At 70.2% G+C, this 19,568-nt stretch carries 17 protein-coding genes; 7 read left to right on the top strand and 10 right to left on the bottom strand.

The genetic code is table 11. The features are described from left to right. Nucleotides 1-95: 95 nt before the first annotated feature. Genes ACWEPL_RS28465 through ACWEPL_RS28440 form a run of 6 tightly spaced genes read right to left on the bottom strand, consistent with a single transcriptional unit; the run spans nucleotide 96 to nucleotide 6,463 of the window. A complete protein-coding gene (locus ACWEPL_RS28465) occupies nucleotides 96-1,556 on the bottom strand; it encodes a benzaldehyde dehydrogenase (RefSeq protein WP_452437947.1) in 1,461 nt (486 codons plus the stop codon). Nucleotides 1,557-1,566: 10 nt separating this feature from the next. Further along, complete coding sequence (locus ACWEPL_RS28460) at nucleotides 1,567-3,237, bottom strand: thiamine pyrophosphate-dependent enzyme (RefSeq protein ID WP_452437946.1); 1,671 nt, start codon at nucleotides 3,235-3,237, stop codon at nucleotides 1,567-1,569. Beyond that, nucleotides 3,234-4,004, bottom strand: coding sequence for an ABC transporter ATP-binding protein (locus tag ACWEPL_RS28455; RefSeq protein ID WP_397375323.1), 771 nt, complete (start codon nucleotides 4,002-4,004; stop codon nucleotides 3,234-3,236). Before ACWEPL_RS28455 ends, ACWEPL_RS28460 begins: the two co-directional genes overlap by 4 nt. Beyond that, nucleotides 3,997-4,749, bottom strand: a complete 753-nt coding sequence (locus ACWEPL_RS28450) for an ABC transporter permease (RefSeq protein ID WP_363962291.1) — start codon at nucleotides 4,747-4,749, stop codon at nucleotides 3,997-3,999. Before ACWEPL_RS28450 ends, ACWEPL_RS28455 begins: the two co-directional genes overlap by 8 nt. Beyond that, nucleotides 4,746-5,525, bottom strand: coding sequence for an ABC transporter permease (locus tag ACWEPL_RS28445; protein ID WP_452437945.1), 780 nt, complete (start codon nucleotides 5,523-5,525; stop codon nucleotides 4,746-4,748). The genes ACWEPL_RS28450 and ACWEPL_RS28445 overlap by 4 nt, the downstream gene beginning before the upstream one ends. Further along, the gene (locus tag ACWEPL_RS28440; RefSeq protein WP_363962293.1) at nucleotides 5,522-6,463 is read right to left on the bottom strand and encodes an ABC transporter substrate-binding protein; all 942 of its coding nucleotides are present in this window, start codon (nucleotides 6,461-6,463) and stop codon (nucleotides 5,522-5,524) included. Before ACWEPL_RS28440 ends, ACWEPL_RS28445 begins: the two co-directional genes overlap by 4 nt. A gap of 101 nt (nucleotides 6,464-6,564) precedes the next feature. Here ACWEPL_RS28440 and ACWEPL_RS28435 point away from each other — a divergent pair, with 101 nt between their 5' ends. Next, nucleotides 6,565-7,335: an IclR family transcriptional regulator gene (locus ACWEPL_RS28435; protein ID WP_452437944.1), complete on the top strand. Its 771-nt coding sequence runs from the start codon at nucleotides 6,565-6,567 to the stop codon at nucleotides 7,333-7,335. A 102-nt stretch (nucleotides 7,336-7,437) separates the two neighbouring features. Here ACWEPL_RS28435 and ACWEPL_RS28430 read toward each other — a convergent pair whose 3' ends face one another. Both ACWEPL_RS28430 and ACWEPL_RS28425 read right to left on the bottom strand, forming a co-directional pair. Next, on the bottom strand, nucleotides 7,438-8,310 hold the full coding sequence (locus tag ACWEPL_RS28430; protein WP_363962295.1) for a MurR/RpiR family transcriptional regulator: 873 nt from the start codon (nucleotides 8,308-8,310) through the stop codon (nucleotides 7,438-7,440). Then, nucleotides 8,295-9,731 (bottom strand): glycoside hydrolase family 3 protein, encoded by a 1,437-nt coding sequence (locus ACWEPL_RS28425; RefSeq protein WP_452437943.1) that lies wholly within the window; start codon nucleotides 9,729-9,731, stop codon nucleotides 8,295-8,297. Before ACWEPL_RS28425 ends, ACWEPL_RS28430 begins: the two co-directional genes overlap by 16 nt. A 151-nt stretch (nucleotides 9,732-9,882) precedes the next feature. Between ACWEPL_RS28425 and ACWEPL_RS28420 the strand changes: the two genes are divergently transcribed. Further along, entirely contained in the window at nucleotides 9,883-11,346 is a 1,464-nt protein-coding gene (locus ACWEPL_RS28420; RefSeq protein WP_363962297.1) for a glycoside hydrolase family 10 protein, read from the top strand. A gap of 152 nt (nucleotides 11,347-11,498) precedes the next feature. Here the strand turns inward: ACWEPL_RS28420 and ACWEPL_RS28415 are convergent, their stop codons facing one another. Continuing rightward, nucleotides 11,499-12,146 (bottom strand): FHA domain-containing protein, encoded by a 648-nt coding sequence (locus ACWEPL_RS28415; protein WP_192790024.1) that lies wholly within the window; start codon nucleotides 12,144-12,146, stop codon nucleotides 11,499-11,501. Nucleotides 12,147-12,383: 237 nt separating this feature from the next. On the opposite strand from ACWEPL_RS28415, the gene ACWEPL_RS28410 reads away from it, so the two are divergent. The 5 genes from ACWEPL_RS28410 (at nucleotide 12,384) to ACWEPL_RS28390 (ending at nucleotide 18,410) form a co-directional block, all read left to right on the top strand. Beyond that, nucleotides 12,384-13,505: a citrate/2-methylcitrate synthase gene (locus tag ACWEPL_RS28410; RefSeq protein WP_452437942.1), complete on the top strand. Its 1,122-nt coding sequence runs from the start codon at nucleotides 12,384-12,386 to the stop codon at nucleotides 13,503-13,505. Beyond that, entirely contained in the window at nucleotides 13,502-13,798 is a 297-nt protein-coding gene (locus ACWEPL_RS28405) for a DUF3017 domain-containing protein (protein ID WP_350731236.1), read from the top strand. The genes ACWEPL_RS28410 and ACWEPL_RS28405 overlap by 4 nt, the downstream gene beginning before the upstream one ends. 56 nt (nucleotides 13,799-13,854) lie before the next feature. After that, complete coding sequence (locus tag ACWEPL_RS28400; RefSeq protein ID WP_452437941.1) at nucleotides 13,855-15,069, top strand: NADP-dependent isocitrate dehydrogenase; 1,215 nt, start codon at nucleotides 13,855-13,857, stop codon at nucleotides 15,067-15,069. A 413-nt stretch (nucleotides 15,070-15,482) separates the two neighbouring features. After that, complete coding sequence (locus tag ACWEPL_RS28395) at nucleotides 15,483-17,093, top strand: hypothetical protein (protein ID WP_452437940.1); 1,611 nt, start codon at nucleotides 15,483-15,485, stop codon at nucleotides 17,091-17,093. Between the two features lie 312 nt (nucleotides 17,094-17,405). Continuing rightward, nucleotides 17,406-18,410: a polysaccharide deacetylase family protein gene (locus ACWEPL_RS28390; protein ID WP_363962299.1), complete on the top strand. Its 1,005-nt coding sequence runs from the start codon at nucleotides 17,406-17,408 to the stop codon at nucleotides 18,408-18,410. Here the strand turns inward: ACWEPL_RS28390 and ACWEPL_RS28385 are convergent. Beyond that, nucleotides 18,404-19,090 (bottom strand): hypothetical protein, encoded by a 687-nt coding sequence (locus tag ACWEPL_RS28385; RefSeq protein ID WP_452437939.1) that lies wholly within the window; start codon nucleotides 19,088-19,090, stop codon nucleotides 18,404-18,406. The genes ACWEPL_RS28390 and ACWEPL_RS28385 overlap by 7 nt on opposite strands. Between the last annotated feature and the right edge of the window lie 478 nt (nucleotides 19,091-19,568).

The raw sequence follows: 19,568 nt of genomic DNA, 5'->3' as shown, positions 1-19,568 counted from the left end.
GTCCCCCGCGGGGGGCCCCCCCCCCCCCCCACAACACCCCCACCCCCCCCCCCCCGCCCCCCCCCCCCGCCCCCCCCCCCCCCCCCCCCACACCCCTAGAACGGGTACGTGGCGATGTCCCCCTGCATGGTGACCCACTGCGTCTCGGTGAAGGCGTCGACGTTCGCCCCGGTGCCGCCGAACCGCGCCCCCGTCCCCGAGGCCCCCACCCCGCCGAACGGCGCCACGGCCTCGTCGTCCACGGTCTGGTCGTTGATGTGCACGATCCCCGTCGGCACCAGGTCGGCCAGCGCCATCCCCTTCATCACGTCCCGCGTGAGGATGCCCAGCGACAGGCCGTACTCCGAGTCCGCGGCCAGCGCCGCAGCCTCCTCCAGCGTGGAGAACGTCGTCACCGGCGCCACCGGCCCGAACACCTCCTCCGCGTACGCCGGCGCGCTCACCGGCACCTCGGCCAGCACGGTCGGCCGGTAGAACAGCCCCTCGTACGTTCCCCCGGCGGCGAGCCGGGCCCCGGCGGAGACGCTCGCCGTGACCAGCTGGTGCACCCGGTCGCGCTGCCCGGCGTCGATCAGGGGCCCGAGCGCGACCTGCCCGGTGGCGGGGTCGCCCACCGGCAGCCCCGTGGCCTTGGCGGCCAGGCGCTCGACATACTCCTCGGCCACGGCCTCGTGCACGAGGTGCCGTCCCGAGGTCATGCAGATCTGCCCCTGGTGGAAGAACGACGCCCACGCGCCCGCCGACGCGGCGGCCCCGAGGTCGGCGTCGTCGAAGACGACCAGCGCCGAGTTCCCGCCCAGCTCCAGGTGGACCCGCTTGAGCAGGCGCGCCGCCGCCTCCCCGACCTTGCGCCCGGCGGCGGTGGAGCCGGTGAAGGAGATCACGGGGATGTTCGGGTCGGCGACCAGCGCCTGGCCGGCCTCGGGACCGCCGGGCAGCACGTGCAGGAGCCCGCTCGGCAGCCCGGCCTCCTCGAAGACCCGCGCGATCGCGAACCCGCCGCACACGGCCGTACGCTGGTCCGGCTTGAACACCACCGCGTTCCCCAGCGCCAGCGCCGGGGCGACCGACCGGATGCCCAGGATCAGCGGGAAGTTGAACGGCGCGATCACCCCCACGACCCCGACCGGCACCCGCCGCGCGAAGCTGAGCCGTTTGCGGGCCGTCGGCAGCACCTCGCCCAGGGGCTGCGAGGCCAGCGCCGCCGCCTCGTAGCACTCCTGCGCCGCCACGTGCGTCTCGAACCCGGCCTTGCCCGGCACGCCGCCGGACTCCCTGACGATCCAGTCCTGGATCTCCTGCGCGTGCTCCTCGAACAGCCGTCCGGCCCGCCGAAGCAGCGCCGCCCGCTCCTCGTACGGCGTGGCGGCCCACGCCCGCTGCTCCGACCGGGCCCGTACGGCGGCGGCCGCCACGTCGTCGGCGCAGGCGGTGCCCGCGCGGCCGAGTTCGTCGCCGGTGGCGGGCTCGGTGACGGGCGCGTCACCGGCGCGCGAGGCCGTCCATCCGCCGTCGAAGATCGATCCCGTCCAGATCTTGGGGTCGAGGAACGTCATGGTGAGCCTCCTAAGGCTGGAAGTCCGGATCCACGGTCACGGTCACGTCGAGCAGCAGGGGCTCCTCGCGGGCCGCGAGCGACGGGAGCACCTCGTCGAGGGCCGCCGTCAGCTCGTCGTACGAGTCCACCCGCCTGGCGGGGCAGCCCAAAGACCTGGCCAGGCCGCCCATGTCCACCTCGGTGAACGGCGGCCACGGCGCCTTGCCGCCCTGCTTGTCGGCCAGCCGGTCCATGATCGCGTACCGGCCGTTGGAGAGCACGACGAACAGCGCGCCCACCCGGTAGTGCGTGGCGCTCCAGAGCCCGTGCACGCCGTAGAGGGCCGACCCGTCGCCCACGACGGCGACCACGGGCCGGTCGGGGAGCGCCATCCGCAGGCCCACCGCGGCGGGCACGGCGAACCCGAGCCCGCCCATGGCCGCCGACAGGAAGCCGAGCGGGGTCCTGGCGGGCACGAGCCGGTGCAGGTCGGGGCGGGACGAGGGGGTCTCCTCGACGAGCACGGTGTCGGCGGGCAGCCGCAGCGCCAGCTCGCGCAGCACGTGCGCCGCCCGCAACGGCCGCCCCGCAGCGGGCAGTTCGGGAACGTCCGCCATGGGAGCCCGTCCCGCTGACAGCGGTTCGGGGATGTCCGCGATGGGAGCACGTCCCGCTGACGGGGGTTCGGGGATGTCCGGCGCGGGAGCCCGTCCCGCGGCCGGTGACGATGAGGGGAGCAGAGCGGCCAGCCGGGCGCAGACGGCCGACGGCGAGGCGAGGTAGGCCAGGTCGGCCGGGCTGCGATGTGCCTCGGCCGGGTCGTCCGTGATCACCGCGACCGACGTCCCCGCCGCCACCAGGGGACCGGGCACGTACGGGTACTGCCGGAAGACGGGAGCCCCCACCGCGAGCACCACGTCGTGCCCCGCCAGCGCCTCCCGCAGCCGAACCCGGTCGGCGGGCAGCACCCCCGCGTACTGCGGATGGTCCTGCGGGAACCCGGCCCGCCCCCCGAACGACTCCTGGAACACGGGACACCCGAGCCGCTCGGCCAGCGCGACCAGCGCCTCCCACCCGGCCCCCGCGCCCGCGACGATCGCCGGCGACCGGGCCCCCGACAGCAGCTCCACCAGCGGCGCGAGGTCATCGTCCGGGATGCCGGCGGGCCGCACCATCCGCGCGGGCGCCGCCACCGTCTCGCCCGAGAAGGGCGTCTCCCAGTCGTCCATCGGCACCACGACCAGCGCGGGCCCGCGGAAGGTCGTCGCCTCGTGAAAGGCCCGGGCCACCGCCCCGGGCACGTCCTGCGCGCGTACCGGCTGGTCCACCCGCACCGGATAGTCCCCGGCCAGCCCGCTCAGGTGCCCGGTCAGGAACGGCTCCAGCGCCAGATGCCGTCGGTCCTGCTGCCCGACCAGGATCACCAGCGGCACCCGGTTCACCCGGGCGGTGGCGATGGCTCCCACCGCGTTCCCCAGCCCGGCCGTGGTGTGCAGCACGGCCAGCGCGGACGCCTCGTGCCCGATCGCCCACCCCGTGGCCATCCCCACCACGGACCCCTCGTGGAGCGCGAGCACGAAACGCAGGTCGTCCGGGAGCCCGGTCAGCAGGGTCACCTCGGTGGAGCCGGGGTTGCCGAAGATCGTGGTCAGGCCGTACCGCCTGAGCACGTCGAACGTGGCGTCCCGGACGGTCGTCATCGCCGGTCCCTCGCCCGCTGGATCTGCCGGTAGACGTGCCCGCGCAACTCGCCGAACCGGGGCAGCGAGCGGGTCGTCAGCTGGTCGCGTTCGGGCGGCAGATCCACCTTCAGGTCCTCCAGGATCACGGTCGGCGACGAGGACAGCACGATGACGCGTTGCCCCAGGTAGACGGCCTCGTCGATGTCGTGGGTGACGAACAGCGTGGTCACCTCCAGGTCCCGCCACAGCCGCAGGATCAGGTCCTCCAGGTCCGCCCGGGTCTGGGCGTCCACGGCGGCGAACGGCTCGTCCATCAGCAGCACCTGCGGCTGGTACGCCACCGCCCTGGCGATGGCCACCCGCTGCTGCATGCCGCCGGAGAGCTGCCACGGATGGGCGTCGGCGGCGTCGCCGAGACCGACCGCGTTCAAGGAGCCGTGGACCAGCTCGTGCCGCTGCCCGGCGGGCACCTTCTTCTCCTTCAGCGGCAGCTCGACGTTCTCGCGCACGGTCATCCAGGGGAAGAGGCTGCGCCCGTACTCCTGGAACACCACGGCCATCCGCGGCGGCGGCCCGGTCACGGGCACGTCGTCCACCCGCACCTCGCCCCCGCTGGCCGGCAGCAGCCCGGCGACGCACCTCAGCAGCGTGGTCTTGCCGCACCCCGACGGCCCCACCACGCACACCAGCTCACCGGCGCCGACGCCGAACGTGATCGAGCGGATCGCCTCGACGGTGCGGCCGGGGCTCTCGTAGACCTTGCGCAACGAGGAGATCTCAAGCACGGGCCGCTCCACTGCCGTAGTACCAGGCCAGGACCCGCCGCTCCACGCGGCGGAAGAGGACGGACAGGGTCAGGCCGATCAGCCCGAGCAGCAGGATCCCGCTCCACATCTCGGCGATCTGGAACTGCCGCTGGAACACCAGGATCGTGAACCCCAGCCCGCTGGAGCTGGCGAACATCTCGCTGATGACCATGAGGATGATCCCGATGGACAGCGCCTGCCGGAGCCCGGTCATGATCTGCGGGCTGGCGCCGCGCAGCACGAACCGCCGCAATCTGGCGGTTCCTCGTACGCCGTACATGCGGCAGGTGTCGGCGAGCACCTCGTCCAGCGCCCGTACGCCCTCCACGGTGTTCAGGAGAATGGGCCACAGGCAGCCCGAGACGATGACCAGCACCTTCATGGGGGTGTCGATCCCGGCCAGCAACATGATCAGCGGCACCAGCACCGGCGGCGGGACGGCCCTGAAGAACTCCAGCACCGGTTCGAGCGTGGCACGCAGCCGCGGCGACAGCCCGATCGGCACGCCGAGGCCCACGCCCAGCAGCCCCGCCACCGCGTAGCCCGCCAGCAGCCGCCCCACGCTCGGCAGCACGTCCTCGACCACCCGCTCGGAGAACCAGGTCTCCGCGAACGCCTGCCCGACCAGGCCGGGGCTCGGCAGGTAGAACGAGCTGCCGCTGACCGCCCACCAGAGCAGCACCAGCGCCACCGGCAGGGAGAGCAGCCTGACGACCCGCATCATGCGGCCACCTCCGACCGGACGCTCGGATGCCACGCCAGCACCCGGCGCTCCAGGAGGCGCACGGCCGCGTTCACCCCGATGCCGACCAGCCCGGCCAGCACGATCAGCGCGTACACGGTCGGCACGGCCCCGCTGCTCTGCGCCACCTGGATCTCGGCGCCCAGCCCGGGGCTGCCGATCACGAGCTCGGCCGTCACCGCCAGGATGAAGGCCACCGCCGCCGCCAGCCTGAGCCCGGTCATGACGTACGGCAGCGCCGTCGGCCACACCAGGTGCCTGACCCTGGACCAGGCCGACAGCCCGTACGACCGGGCGGTGTCGAAGGCCACGGAGTCCACGGCCGCGACGCCGTACAGGACCTGGATGAGCACCTGCCAGAACGACGCGTACACCACGAGCAGGAGCGTCGAGCCCAGCGACGGCCCGAACAGCAGCGTCGCCAGCGGCACCAGCGCGACCGACGGGATCGGGCGCAGGAACTCGACGGTGGAGTTCGTCATCGCACGCAGGCCCGGCACGATCCCGATGACCACCCCGGCCGCCACCGCCGCGCAGAACGCCAGCGCCAGCCCCAGCACCCAGCCGAGCATGGTCTCGCCGAGCGCGATCCACAGCTCGGGCGTGGCCAGCTCGGCGGCGAGCGTGCCCAGGATGCGCGAGGCGGGCGGCAGGAACCGCTCGTCGACCAGGCCCAGCCGCGGTACGGCCTCCGCCAGCACCAGCAGCCCGCCGAGGCCGGCGAGCCCATGTCCGAGCCTGCCGAGCGAGCCGGTCACGGCACCAGCGCCGAGACGTCGACCTTCTGCTTGAGCACCCCGTCGGCCAGCGCCAGGTCGGCCACGGTCTGCACGGAGGCCTTGTTGACCTCGACGGGCCACTTCGGCAGGTTGATCTTCGCGATCACCTCGGGCGCGATCTTGGTGTACGTCTTCAGCACCTCTCTGACCTCGTCCGGATGCGCGTCCGCGTACTCCAGCGACTTGCGCATCGCCGCCGTGAACCGCCTGGTCAGGTCGGCGTCGGTCCTGCCCGTGGTGAAGTACATGGCGACGGTGAGGTTGGGGGCGGCGTCGGCGAAGTTCCAGGCCACGGGGCGCGCTCCCTGGCTGACGGCCTGGCTGACGAACGGCTCGACCACCCAGATCGCGTCCACCCGGCCGCTCTGCAGCGCGGCGGGCGCGTCCGGGAAGGGCAGCTCCACGAACTCGATGCCGGTGGGGTCGCCTCCCGCGTTGCGCACGGAGGCGCGTACGGTCGTGTCGCCGATGTTCTTGAGCTGGTTGACGGAGATCTTCTTGCCCGCCAGGTCCTTGGCCGTCCTGATCGGGCTGTCCTGCTTGACCAGCACCGCGCTGAAGTCCTTGCCCTGCTGACCGGTGGAGGAGACGCCGTTGGCGACCACCTTGACGTCGAGGCCCTGCTGCTTGGCGGTCAGCAGCGAGGTCGTGTTCGCGAACGCGAACTGGAACTGCCCGCTCACCGCCCCCGAGACGGCGGCCGCGCCGCCCTGGACCGGGGTGATGGTGAGATCGATGTTCTGCTCGGTGAAGAAGCCCTTGGCCTTGCCGAGGTGGATCGGAGCGGTGTCGACGATCGCGATCACTCCGGCGTTGACCTTGTCTGCCTGGTTGGCCTGGCCGGGGGAGGTCGAGGGCTGGGTGCCGCCGCAGGCCGCCGTGAACAAGGCGGCGAGGACGATGAGAGCGCGACGCACGGCTGCTCCTATTTGTTCGCGATGCGCACATGTATTCTCTGACCGAACAATCCCGTATCGCGGAACCTACGCTCTTGCCGGCTCATGTCAAGGGGATCACGATGGTTGATCATGTGCAGTCGCTGGCCCGGGGGCTCGCGGTGATCCGGGCGTTCAGCGCCACCGACCCTGAGCTGACGCTCAGCCAGGTGGCCCGCGCGACCGGCCTCAGCAGGGCCGCGGCCAGGCGATTCCTGCTCACGCTCGAGGATCTGGGGTACGTGCGCAGCGACGGGCGGCTGTTCTCGCTCACGCCCCGGGTGCTGGAGTTGGGGTACGCGTACCTGTCGAGCCTGTCGCTGCCCGAGGTCGCCGACCCGCACCTGGAGCGCCTGGCGGCCGAGGTGCACGAGTCGGCCTCGGTGGCGGTGCTGGACGGGGAGGACGTCGTCTACGTGGCGCGGGTGGCGACAGCGCGGATCATGCGGGTGACGATCAACATCGGGACCCGGTTCCCCGCGTACTGCACGTCGATGGGGCGGGTCCTGCTGGCCGCCCTCCCGCCGGACGAGCTGGACGCGTACCTGGAGGGGGCCTCGTTGCGCCGCCTCACCTCGCACACGATCGTGCTGCCTGCCGCGTTGCGGGCCGAGTTGGGCAAGGTGCGCGGGCGGGGGTGGGCGATGGTGGACCAGGAGCTGGAGGAGGGGCTGCGCTCGATCGCCGCGCCGATCCGCGACCGTTCGGGGCGGACGGTGGCCGCCGTGAACGTCTCGACCCACGCCAGCCGTACGACCCTGCAGGCGGCCCGCCGCGACCTTCTGCCGCCGCTGCTGGCCACGGCCGCCAAGATCGAGGCCGACCTGACCGCCCTGTCGGTCGCCCGCGCCTGACCCCCGCCCGCGACGTCGGCGGTCGCTTCGGCCACCCCCCCTCGACGGGATCCCTCCCAAGGGACGGCAACCGACGTCGGCGGTTGCGCCGGGGCCGGTGGGTCAGCGGTTGCGGTAGCGGTCCGTGGCGTCCCGGGTGGCCCGGATGGCCGCGTCGGCCGTGTCGTACGTCCGCTGCGCCAGCCCCACGAAGATGCAGTCCACGATCAACAACTGGCTGATCCGGCTGGCCAGCGCCCCAGGCCGGAAGGCCGTCTCCCGCCCCGCCGACACCAGCGTGTGATCGGCCAGCTCCGCCAGCGACGACCGGGGGTTGTTGGTGATGCCCACGACCAGCGCCCCGGTGTCGGCCGCGGTGCGGGCGGGCACCAGCACGTCGGGCGTCTCGCCGCTGCAGCTGATCGCCACCACCACGTCGGTCTCCTTGAGCAGCGCCGCGCTGGTCAGAGCCAGGTGCGCATCGCTGAACGGATGGCTGGACAGCCCGATCCGCAGCAGCTTCTGCGACATGTCCGCCGCCACCAGCCCCGAGGCCCCCACCCCGTACACGTCCACCCGCCGCGCCACCGAGATGGCCTTCACCACGTCGCCCAGCTGGTCGGGGTCGAGCTGCGCGGCGGTGTCGGCCAGCGCCTCCGACTCGGCGCGGGCGACCTTGGCGATCACGTCGGTCAGCGGGTCGTCGGGCCCGAGGTCGCCGGGCACCAGCCGCTCCGGCTCCTTGGCCACGGCCGCCGCCAGGGCGAAGCGCATCTGCGAGTATCCCGCGAACCCGAGGGCCCGGGCCGTGCGCACGATGGTGGCCTCGCTCGTCCCGGAGACCGCGCTGAACTCGGTGATCGTGCTGCGCACCACCAGCCCGGGGTCGTCCAGGATGATGCGGGCGATGGACTGCGCCGCCGGGGTGAGCGAGGGCAGCACGGCGCGTACGGCGGCGACCGGGTTCGCGGGTTCGGCGGTCACTGGGTCAGCCATTCTGCCGCCGCCTGTGCGGAGACGCGGGAGATGCCGTGGGTGGCCAGGTGGACGGCCTCGCCGGGCGGCGCCGGCACGCCGGTGTCCACCACGATCACGTCGGGCCGCACCGCCAGCGCCTTGGCCACCGTCGAACGCACCCAGTCGTACCGGGCGGCGTCGTGCACCACCAGCACGATCGGCCGCCCGTCGGCCGCCAGGTCCGGCAGGTCGCCCATGGGTTCGAGCTGCAGCCGGGCCGTGTTCGGCAGGAGGGAGGTGAGGGCGGCCGTGATGCCGGTCGGCGTCGAGGGGTCCACGGCCTTGCTGAAGCGGGTGTTGACCTCGACCACCAGCGGGGCGCGGTCGAGCCGGGCGGTGCCGGAGGTGGTCAGCGCGGCCCTGGCCGCCTCCAGGCCCACGCCCTCGTCCACGTCGCCGCGGGCCTTGTCGCGCAGCGCCGCCTGCGCCCCGTACCACTGGGAGAGCGCGAGCACCCGCGCGGCCGCCTCCGCGAGCCGCTCCTCGGGCAGCTGCCCGGCGCGTACGGCGGCCACGATCGTGTCGCGCATCGCGTGCAGGCTCTCCTCGGTGGCCAGCCCCACGCAGATGGCGTCCACGCCCGCGTCCAGGGCCCGCACCGCGATCTCGCCCGGCGTGAACATGGCCGCCACCGCCTGCATCTCGATCGCGTCGGTGACGAGCATCCCGTCGAAGCCGAGCTCGCCCCTCAGGAGCTCGGTCATGGCGGTACGGCTCAGCGTCGCCGGCATCGACGGATCGAGAGCGGGGACGAGCAGGTGGCCCGACATGATCGAGCGCACCCCGGCGGCGATCGCGGCCCGGAACGGCGGCAGGTCGCGTGCGAAGAGCACCTCGCGCGAGGCGTGCACGGTGGGCAGCGCCAGGTGGGAGTCGGTGACGGTGTCCCCGTGGCCGGGGAAGTGCTTGGCGCACGTGGCCACGCCCGCACCCTGGACGCCGTTCACGTACGCGACCGTGTGCCGGGAGACCAGGTCGGGCGTGGGGCCGAAGGAGCGGATGCCGATGACGGGGTTGGCCGGGTTGGAGTTCACGTCGGCGTCGGGCGCGTAGTCGAGCGTGATGTCCAGCTCGCCGAGCATCCGGCCGATCTGGCGGCCCACGCGCTCGGTGAGCGTCACGTCGTCCACCACCCCCAGGGCCCGGTTGCCGGGGAAGGAGCTGCCGGCCTGGACCTCCAGCCGGGTGACCGCGCCGCCCTCCTCGTCGATCGCGACGACGGTGTCCGGGTTCTCGGCTCGCAAATGCCGTACGAGCTGCGCATCTATGACGTTGCGGGCGAACAGGACAACCCCGCCCAGACCCTCGCCCAGCGCGCGGCGCAGCCAGTCGGGGACCGAGGTCCCCTCGTACCCTGGGTGCAACACTGTCATCGCCAGTCTGGACAGGTCACCGCTCATCGGCACTTTCCTTCACGGTTGTTGATCTGAAGGTAATTTTCTGTCATCGTCGCCTTCGATACAACCACTTTCCGAGAGGCCACCCCCCATGCCGAGCAGACGGACTCTCTTGAAGGGCCTCGCCCTCGCTGCCGCCGCCACCGCCGTTCCGATGCCTGCCCTGGCGCAGGACTACGTGCCGCCGTTGCGTCAGATGCGCGGTATGTGGATCGCCTCGGTGGTCAACATCAACTGGCCGTCGAAGCCAGGGCTGACCGCCGACGAGCAGAAGGCCGAGTTCGTCGCCTGGCTGGACGTGGCCGTGCAGCGCAAGCTCAACTCGGTGTTCGTGCAGATCAGGCCGACCGCGGACGCGTTCTGGCCGTCACCGTTCGAGCCCTGGTCACAGTATCTGACCGGAACCCAAGGTCAGGACCCCGGCTATGATCCGCTCGGCTTCGCCGTGGAGGAGACGCACAAGCGCGGGCTGGCCTTCCACGCCTGGTTCAACCCGTACCGCGTCTCGATGCAGCCCGACCCCGCCAAGCTGCACCCCGACCACCCCGGGCGCAAGCACCCCGACTGGATCCTGCCGTTCGGCGGCAAGCTGTACTACAACCCGGGCCTGCCGGAGGTACGGAAGTTCTGCCAGGACGCGATGATGGACGCGATCACCCGCTACGACATCGACGGCCTGCACTTCGACGACTACTTCTACCCCACGAACACCACGGCTTTCGACGACAGCGCCACGTTCGCCAAGTACGGCGCCGGCTTCCCCGACCTGGCCACCTGGCGGCGCAACAACGTCGACCTGATGGTCCAGGAGATGCAGCAGCGCGTCCTGGCGGCCAAGCCGGAGATCGCGTGGGGGATCAGCCCGTCCGGCATCTGGCGCAACAAGGCCTCCGACCCGCTCGGCTCGGACACCAACGGCGGCCAGTCGTACGACAGCCTGCACGCCGACACCCGCGGCTGGGTCAAGAAGGGCTGGCTCGACTACATCGCGCCGCAGCTCTACTGGTACATGGGGCAGCCGCCGGCCGACTACACCAAGCTCGTGCCCTGGTGGTCCGACGTGGCGAGCGGCACCAACACGCTGCTGTGGATCGGCCAGGCCGCCTACAAGGCGGGCGACCCGGCCCAGGCGGCCCAGTGGCAGGCCCCCGGCGAGCTGTCCGCGCACCTGACGCTCAACCGGGACCACCCCGAGATCAGCGGCGACATCTGGTACAACGCCAACGACGTCAAGGTCGACCGGATCGGCTCCATCACGACCGCCGTCAACGACCACTATCAGCGGCCCGCGCTGGCTCCCGTGCTGCCCCGGCTGGCCAACGGCGAGCCGCCGCACAGGCCGGTCCTGGCGTACGCGCTGCGCAAGCCCGGCGGGGTCGAGGTGCGCGCGGTGGCCACCGGCAGGGACGAGCCGTTCCAGTTCGCGATCTTCCGCTTCGGCCAGCATGCGTCCTCGCGCGACTTCGCCGACGCCCGCAACCTGGTCGCGGTCGTGCCCGGCGACCGGCAGGTCCGCTGGACGGACGCCGACGGGAAGCGCGGCGACCACTACTACGTGGTCGCGGTGGACCGGGCCAACCGGACCAGCAAGCCGAGCAACGGCTTCAGGGTGATCTGAGCGCATGCTTCGCCGATAAGCGTCGCCGGCCGGTTTCCTGGCCGGCGACGTGCCCGTTTCCCGTGGGTCGCGGGCACGCTGACGCTCAGGTTCCGACGCTGCCGGAACCCCTCGCCGAAGCCCCGGTCGCGATCAGGCCCCAAGAACCGTCGTCAAGAAGCCCTTCGCCCAGCCGCCGACGGCTGCTCGGCGGGGGTGCCCGTCGACCGCTGTGGTGGCACCACGGGGGTCGGACGGACCAGACCGAGCGCGACGACCTCATTGGCCAGGCGCGTGCGCCGGTTGGTGCCCTCGGGGATCCTGAACTTCTGGTAGAGCCGCAGCAGATGCTGCTTGACCGCGGCCTCGGTCACGACCAGGTCGTCGGCGATCTCGCGCGCGGTCGCCGGGGCGACGAACGCCTCGTCCGACAGCGCCGGCCTGCAGAGCGAGGTCAGCACGTCGACCTCGCGCCTGGTCAGCTCGGGCGCCGCCGCCCTGCGCAGCTCGACCTCCGGGGTGAAGTCCTCTCGGGGGACTCCACCGATGCGACCCCGCGCCGCGCCGAAGGAGACCACGTCGCCGTCGTCAAGGACCCTCCGGGCGATCGGCCTGCCGTTCACCCGCGTGCCGTTCCTGGACAGCCCCAGGTCGACGACGTACAGGTAGGGTCCTCGTCTGACGAACTCGGCATGGAGTCGAGACACACTGGGATCGGTGAGCCGGATGTCGACCCCCCGGCCTCTCCCGACCGTCGTGATCTCGGGGCGCAACGGGACCACCTCGCCAGTGTCCTCGATGCGTATGAACGGCCCCTCCACTGGCGGTTCCTCCCCTTGTGAGGCAGCGTATGAACGGCACGCCTCCACCTGGGCACGGCAGTTCCTCCCCAGGTAGCCCGCCGTAACTATTACTACAGCTCCGGCTTACCCAAACGAGGGGATGCGGAATCGCCTTTGCCGAAAGGAGAATCCGGCGTGAAATTGGTCTGGACCTTTGAGGCCGGTTTTGCCTGCTCACGGGTAGACTTCGGACGAAGATAAGCGGAGGAAACACTCATGGCGGACAAGCCCACGAAAGGCCTGGCCGATGTCGTTGCCGCGTCCACAGCGCTGAGCGACATTGACGGAAAGGCCGGCCGGCTCTTCTACCGTGGATACGACATCCACGACCTGGCCGGTCGCGCGACGTTCGAGGAGACCGCACACCTGCTTCAGCGTGGCAAGCTGCCCAACCGGTCCGAGCTCGACGCGTACGTCGACGAGCTGGCGCAGGGCCGGGAGCTGGGCGCCCTGGCTTCCGCGAACATCGCCGAGATCGCCGAGAAGCAGAAACCGATGGAGGCGCTGCGCAGCCTGGTCTCGCTGGCCGGCGCCGACGACGCGGACAAGGACTCCATCTCCCCCGACGCCAACCTGCGCAAGGCGGCCCGGCTGACCGCGCAGCAACCGCTGCTGGTCGCCCGCTACCACGCCGCCCGCACCGGCGGAAGCGTTCCCGAGCCCGACCCGTCGCTCAGCATCGCCGCGAACTTCCTGCACGAGGTCACCGGCCGCGTCCCCGACCCCCGGGCGGTCGAGATCTTCGACGAGTGCCTGGTGCTGCACGCCGACCACACCATGAACGCCTCCACGTTCGCCGCCCGCGTCTGCGCCGCGACCCTCTCGGACATGCACTCCGCGATCGTCGCCGCCATCGGCACCCTCAAGGGCCCGCTGCACGGCGGGGCGAACGAGCAGGTCATGAAGCTGCTGGAGTCGATCCCTCCGGGCCAGGTGGCCCAGGTCGTACGTGACAAGCTGGCGGCCCACGAGAAGATCATGGGCTTCGGGCACCGCGTCTACAAGACCGAGGACCCGCGCGCGACCCATCTGCGCAAGATGTCCGCCGAGCTGGCCGAGGCCAGCGGCGACGACACCTACTACCGGATGTCCAAGGAGATGGAGGAGGTCGTCTTCGAGACGAAGGGCCTCTACCCCAACGTCGACTTCTACGCGGCTTCGGTCTACCACTATCTCGGGATCCCGACGGACCTCTTCACGCCGGTCTTCTCGATCAGCCGAATGTCTGGCTGGACTGCCCATGTCATAGAGCAGCATGCAGACAATAGGCTGATCCGGCCTGACAGTGAGTACATCGGTGAGACCGATCAGAAGTGGAAGCCACTAGAGGAACGTTGAGCCACGGGACCAAGCGTGAGAGCTGGGGGCCGTACCCGCTGATTCTGGCGGGTGCGGTCGTCGGCGTACTCGTGATCTTTTTCGTGAACCCGCGCTGGGGCGGGTTCGCGCTGGGCGCCGTCATCATGATCGCCGCCGCCCTCCGCTTCGCCGGTTACGGTGGGCAGCTGTCCATCCGCAGCAAGAAGGTTGACGTCATCACGCTGGCCGGGTTCGGGTTCGTGCTGGTCCTGACCTCGCTCCTGCTCTACAACAACGAGCTCAAAGCGTTGATACTGTCCCTTTTCGCCTGATGACCGGACGGTCCGATAGCCTCAACGCATCAAAACATTGAAGGGGAACCATTCGCATGCCCAAGATCAAGGTGGAGGGTCCTGTCGTCGAGCTTGACGGCGACGAGATGACCCGGATCATCTGGCAGTTCATCAAGGACCAGCTGATCCTTCCCTACCTCGACGTCGACCTGAAGTACTACGACCTCGGCATCCAGTACCGGGACGAGACGGACGACCAGGTCACCATCGACGCCGCGAACGCCATCAAGAAGTACGGCGTCGGTGTGAAATGCGCCACCATCACCCCGGACGAGGCGCGGGTCGAGGAGTTCGGTCTCAAGAAGATGTGGAAGTCCCCCAACGGGACCATCCGCAACATCCTCGGCGGCGTGATCTTCCGCGAGCCGATCATCATGTCGAACGTGCCGCGCCTCGTCCCCGGCTGGACCAAGCCGATCGTCGTCGGCCGTCACGCCTTCGGTGACCAGTACCGCGCCACCGACCTGAAGATCCCCGGCGAGGGCACGCTGACCCTGACGTACACGCCGAAGGACGGCTCCGAGCCGATCGAGCTCGACGTGTACGACTTCCCCGGCAGCGGCGTCGCGCTGGCGATGTACAACCTGGACGAGTCGATCCGCGACTTCGCCCGCGCCTCGATGCGCTACGGCCTGGCCCGCAACTACCCGGTCTACCTGTCGACGAAGAACACGATCCTCAAGGCATACGACGGCCGCTTCAAGGACATCTTCGCCGAGGTCTACGAGAGCGAGTTCAAGGCCGACTTCGAGAAGGCCGGTCTCACGTACGAGCACCGCCTCATCGACGACATGGTCGCCGCGGCGATGAAGTGGGAGGGCGGCTACGTCTGGGCCGCGAAGAACTACGACGGCGACGTGCAGTCCGACACTGTGGCGCAGGGCTTCGGCTCCCTCGGCCTGATGACCTCGGTCCTGATGACCCCCGACGGCAGGACCGTCGAGGCCGAGGCCGCGCACGGCACCGTGACTCGCCACTACCGCGAGCACCAGAAGGGCAACCCCACCTCCACCAACCCCATCGCCTCGATCTTCGCGTGGACGCGCGGCCTGGCCCACCGGGGCAAGCTCGACAACACTCCCGCCGTGACCGACTTCGCCAACAAGCTGGAAGAGGTCTGCGTCGAGACCGTTGAGGGCGGCCAGATGACCAAGGACCTGGCGCTCCTGGTCGGCGGCGACGCCAAGTGGCTCACCACCCAGGACTTCCTGGGCGCACTGGACGAGAACCTCAAGAAGAAGATGGCTTGATCGTTCTTTTCGGGAGGGCCGCCCACGTGGCGGCCCTTTCGCATTCCTGGGTCTTCTTGCTTGATCTTTCCGCTTGAGGAAGCAGCCCCAGCGGCATCGGCCGTGAACGTGTAGGGGTACTAATTAGTCGTACCGCTCGACAACCTTGGTGAGGGGAGCGCTGCCGGCATACAGGCCGTCGCCGCCGCGGATGTGAACGCGGCAGCAGCGTTCGGCGCCACGATGATGGGCGTTTGATCGTGGATCTTGACGGTGGCGTTTTTCTCTGGCTTGATCAGGGGCGTTTCGCTCTTTCCCCCTGCTCCTGATCGGAGACTTGAGTGCGCCCTTTACGCCTCGAACGCCGTCATGCGGTTAGTCCGGCGCTCACCCGGCTCGCCCGGTGGTCGACGACCCTGAGCGGTGTCCTGGCCATGACAGTCGGCCTGGTCGCCTTGCCTGCCGCCGCCGCCTCGCCGGCGGACTCCACGACGTACCTCAACGTGTCCCTGGGCGTCACCTCCAAGAGCGGTGACGTGGCCGTGGGCGGAGGGAAGGTCTTCGTCTCCGCGGAGGACCGCATCGTCGTCGCGGATACCACCGGCAAGCTCACGGGCACGATCACGGGTCTGTCCGGTGCGCTCGGCCTCGCCGCGAGTCCGGATGGCACTCGCCTGTACGCGGCACTGAGCGGCTCGAACGAGGTGGCCGAGATCAACACTGCCTCCCTCGACATCACCCGGCGGATCGCTCTGACCGCATACCCGTGCCCGTCGAATTTGTCCCTGGCGAGTGACCGGCTGTGGGTCGGCTACGGATGCCCGCACACCTATGGCGGCGGAGTCCTCGGCCTTGACCTGTCAGCGGCGACAGCGGAGCCGGTAGCGTTCGGGCCCAATATGAACAGCGCACCGATCGTCGCCGCCGCTGGTGACACGCTGGTTTTCGGCGACCCTGGCGTCGCACCGACAGATCTGCTGGTGTACGACGTGAGCAGCCCCACGCCCACCCAGCGCGGCGTGATCGACGGTAGGGTGCAGGACCTGTCCTTCGTGAACGATCTGGCCATCACACCGGACGGGTCCATGGTTATCTCGTCGTTCGGCAGCCCGTACCATTACGACGCCTGGGACACGGGCAGTCTCGCGAAGGTCCGCACCTACGGTCAGGAGCCGTCGTTCGACGGCTACGCATTAGGTGTCGCGATCAGTGCGGACGGCGCGCACGTCGCGGGCGGGCGAAGCGGTGGCAGCATGGACATCGCCGTGTTCGACACGGCGACGGCGGCGAAGACTTACACGAACACCGGCCCCCTCGGCGACCTGGTCGGGGGAAGCCTGACCTTCTCGGGTGCCGATCTCTTCGGCGTGCTGCGAGAGTGGCGCGACGGCAAGATCCATCTGTGGCGCTCGCAGGGCGCGACCCTCAAGGCGTCCACGTTGACATTGACGACGCCCGGTGACTCGGTCATCTCGAAGCCGCTCACCATGACCGGTCGGCTCACGCTGGCCGACGAGTCGGCTCCAGGTCCGCAGCCCCTTGTCGTAACCAGGCGCCCGCAATACGGAACCCCGGTGAGCCTCCCCGGTGTAACCACAGCGGCGGACGGCACATTCACCATCACCGACATCCCATCGGCTTATGGAGGGACCACGTACGACGTGCGCTGGGACGGCGATTCGGTGTTCCGGGGGAGCGCGGCCTCGGCGTTCACGTGGACCCGGTTCGCCGCCTCACTGACTTTGATCGGACCCGCGAAGGGTGTCGTCGGCGAGCCGCTACAGCTCAAGGGTGTACTGGACACCAACAGCGGGACCATCCCGGGCGGGATCTCGATCAGCGTGCAGCGTACCTTGACGGGTGGCGACGGCACCGTCACTACCACCACGCTGCCGGCGGTGACTCCTGGCGGCGATGGGTTGTTCGGTTTCACCGACACGCCGGACGCGGCGGGCCGTTACGCGTACACGGTCCGATGGGAAGACACCGATTACGAGCCCGCCCAGGCCGATCACTCGGTCGCGGTGCGGAGGGGACGCGGGTAACCGGCCTAGCCACATCACTGGATGGCCACGTCATGAGCCACGGCTCGCGCTCGAGCCGTGGCGGGTAGGCGAGTGCCCCGGCTTCGTCCGAGCACGCACAACGCGATGGCTGCGGTCCAGGTCAACGTCATTTCTGGCCTGCGCCATCCTGGTTGAGGGGCCGCCCGCGGGCGGCCCTTTCGCTTGTCCGCTTCCCAGACCATCTCTTGACAGTGACGCGGCGTGGCGCAGTTGATCAGCTGGGTAAGAGCCACCTCGTAACAGTCGTGCGCGTCTCGGGGGGTTCGGATGCGACTGCGTATTTTCAGTGGAGTGGGGCTGTTGGCCGCCGCCGCCCTCCTGAGCGGCTGCGACTCGCAGCCCACCACCGTCAAGATGGCCGACACCAAGGTCGACGCCGCCGCCAAGCTCAAGGCGACCCAGGCTGCCAAGGCCAAGCGCGCCGCCGAGGTCAAGGCGAACGAGCTGGGGCAGATCCCGGTGCTGATGTTCCACCGGGTGATCGACAAACCGGGCTCGACGGACGACAGGACGCCGCAGCAGTTCCGCGCGGATCTGGAGCGGCTGGCCAGGGAGGGGTACGTGCCGATCACCGCCGCCGAGATGGTGGCCGGGAAGATCGACATTCCGGCGGGCAAGCACCCGGTGGTGCTGACCTTCGACGACTCGTCGCCGTCGCAGCTGACGCTCAACGAGGTAGGCGTCCCCGCCCCGAACACCGCCGTCGCCATCCTCAAGGACGTGGCGGCCAAGAACCCGGGCTTCCCGGCGAAGGCCACCTTCTACGTGACCCGCGACATGTTCGGCAAGACCGTACGCGAGGAGCAGGCCCAGATGCTGGGCTGGCTCAAGGACAACGGTTTCGAGATCGGCAACCACACCCGCGACCACATCAACCTGCGCGGACGCTCGCACCAGGAGGTCGACGAGCAGATCAGCACGATCGCCCAGCAGATCGCCTCCCTCTCCGGCGTCCACCCCACCACGATCGCCCTGCCGTACGGCAACCAGCCGAGCACCAAGGAGTGGGCCATGCACGGCAAGGCCTACAACCACCTGGGCGCGTTCCTGGCCGGTTACACGCCCGCGCCGGCGCCGTTCAGCAAGGCGTTCGAACCGCCGGGGATCCCGCGGATCAAGGTCATGGAGAAGAAGGGCGACTGCAAGCAGTTCTGCTCGGAGGCGTGGCTGGACTGGCTCAAGAACAACCCGGACATGCGCTACACCTCGGACGGGGACGTGCGGACCGTGGCGTATCCGAAGTTCAAGAACCCGTACCTGCGCAAGACCTTCTCCAAGTGGGGGCTGCCCTACTGACGGACCTTCCCGAGGGCCACTCCCAGTTCGGCGGGCTGCAGGAAAAGGTCGGCCACGTCACTCATGCGTACGTCGAGTCGCCGCGCCGCCCCGGTGGCGAGGTCCACGACGTGGTACGCCATCTCGGCACGAGGTCCGGAGGTCCGCACGACGACGGCGTCCTCGCCGTCCCAGCGCAGGACGCTCGTGGCCTGCCAGCCCGCCGGCAGCCCCGGCGCGACGGTCCGCGCCGGCCTGCCGGTTGACGTGTCGGTGAGCACGATGCCGTGCCCGACGACGCCGTCCGGCGTGATCTCGCGGGCGAGTGTGGCCGTCGCGCGCCCGGACGGCGACGGCATGGCGCCAGCCGCCAGGTTGCCGGGCAGCGTGAAGCGTCCGACCACCTTGCCCTTGGCCGACCAGACGGTGAACGAGGCCGACGTGGTGTGCCCGGGCAGGCTGTTCGTGCGACGGGTCGTCATGGTCATGAGCCCCGCGGACGTCCAGCCGACGACCTGCCCGACGGCGGGCAGGTGACGGACGGCGCCGGTGCCGAGGTCCACGATCATCGGGTTCTCCAGCACGGTCTCGTCGTCCTTGTCCAGGTGGTCGCGCTGGATGAGCAGGTGGCGGCCGTCGAGGGAGAACAGCGGGATCTGGGCGCCGAACATCTCGCTGACCGTGCCGCCCTTCTGTCGCACGGGGAGCGCCTTGAGCGGGCGGCATGGGACCGCGTGGCCAGTTCCCCGCCCACGAGGTCAGCCGGCCCTGGGAGCAGCGCCCGCCGGTACAGGCCGCTGACCATGAACTGGACGCCGGCCACCACGGCAAGCGCGGCCGCGGCGCCGAGTCGACGGCCGACGGTGGTCTCCGCGGAGAGGGACCGTTCGACCGTGCTGAAGGCGACTCCGCAGGAGAGGGCGGCGCAGATCAGCCAGGTCGCGGTGAGCTGCGGCGGGACGAGCCGTATTCCTGGCGCGCGCCGAATTGGGCCCCGCGGGCGGCCGAATGCGATTTCACCGGCCATGACTCCGAGGAGCCAGCCGATCAGCACGAAGTAAGGAGCCAGAAACATTGATCCGGATGATGCGCTGAAAACACCCGTGGCCAGTCCCGCGCTGGTGCCCATCCACCGGTATCGCCGCGTCACCTGGAGATATCGCAGTATGTGAGGGCCGT

It is taken from the genome of Nonomuraea sp. NPDC004186 (genome assembly GCF_053603495.1).
The sequence above is the reverse complement of the archived record's forward strand: the minus strand, read 5'-3'. Positions and strand labels throughout refer to the sequence as shown.

Bases quoted from the DNA above. Each gene is read 5' to 3' on its own strand.
- ACWEPL_RS28465 (WP_452437947.1), bottom strand. From the start codon at position 1,556: ATGACGTTCCTCGACCCCAAGATCTGGACGGGATCGATCTTCGACGGC.
- ACWEPL_RS28460 (WP_452437946.1), bottom strand. From the start codon at position 3,237: ATGACGACCGTCCGGGACGCCACGTTCGACGTGCTCAGGCGGTACGGC.
- ACWEPL_RS28450 (WP_363962291.1), bottom strand. From the start codon at position 4,749: ATGATGCGGGTCGTCAGGCTGCTCTCCCTGCCGGTGGCGCTGGTGCTG.
- ACWEPL_RS28435 (WP_452437944.1), top strand. From the start codon at position 6,565: ATGGTTGATCATGTGCAGTCGCTGGCCCGGGGGCTCGCGGTGATCCGG.
- ACWEPL_RS28430 (WP_363962295.1), bottom strand. From the start codon at position 8,310: ATGGCTGACCCAGTGACCGCCGAACCCGCGAACCCGGTCGCCGCCGTA.
- ACWEPL_RS28425 (WP_452437943.1), bottom strand. From the start codon at position 9,731: ATGAGCGGTGACCTGTCCAGACTGGCGATGACAGTGTTGCACCCAGGG.
- ACWEPL_RS28420 (WP_363962297.1), top strand. From the start codon at position 9,883: ATGCCTGCCCTGGCGCAGGACTACGTGCCGCCGTTGCGTCAGATGCGC.
- ACWEPL_RS28410 (WP_452437942.1), top strand. From the start codon at position 12,384: ATGGCGGACAAGCCCACGAAAGGCCTGGCCGATGTCGTTGCCGCGTCC.
- ACWEPL_RS28400 (WP_452437941.1), top strand. From the start codon at position 13,855: ATGCCCAAGATCAAGGTGGAGGGTCCTGTCGTCGAGCTTGACGGCGAC.
- ACWEPL_RS28395 (WP_452437940.1), top strand. From the start codon at position 15,483: ATGACAGTCGGCCTGGTCGCCTTGCCTGCCGCCGCCGCCTCGCCGGCG.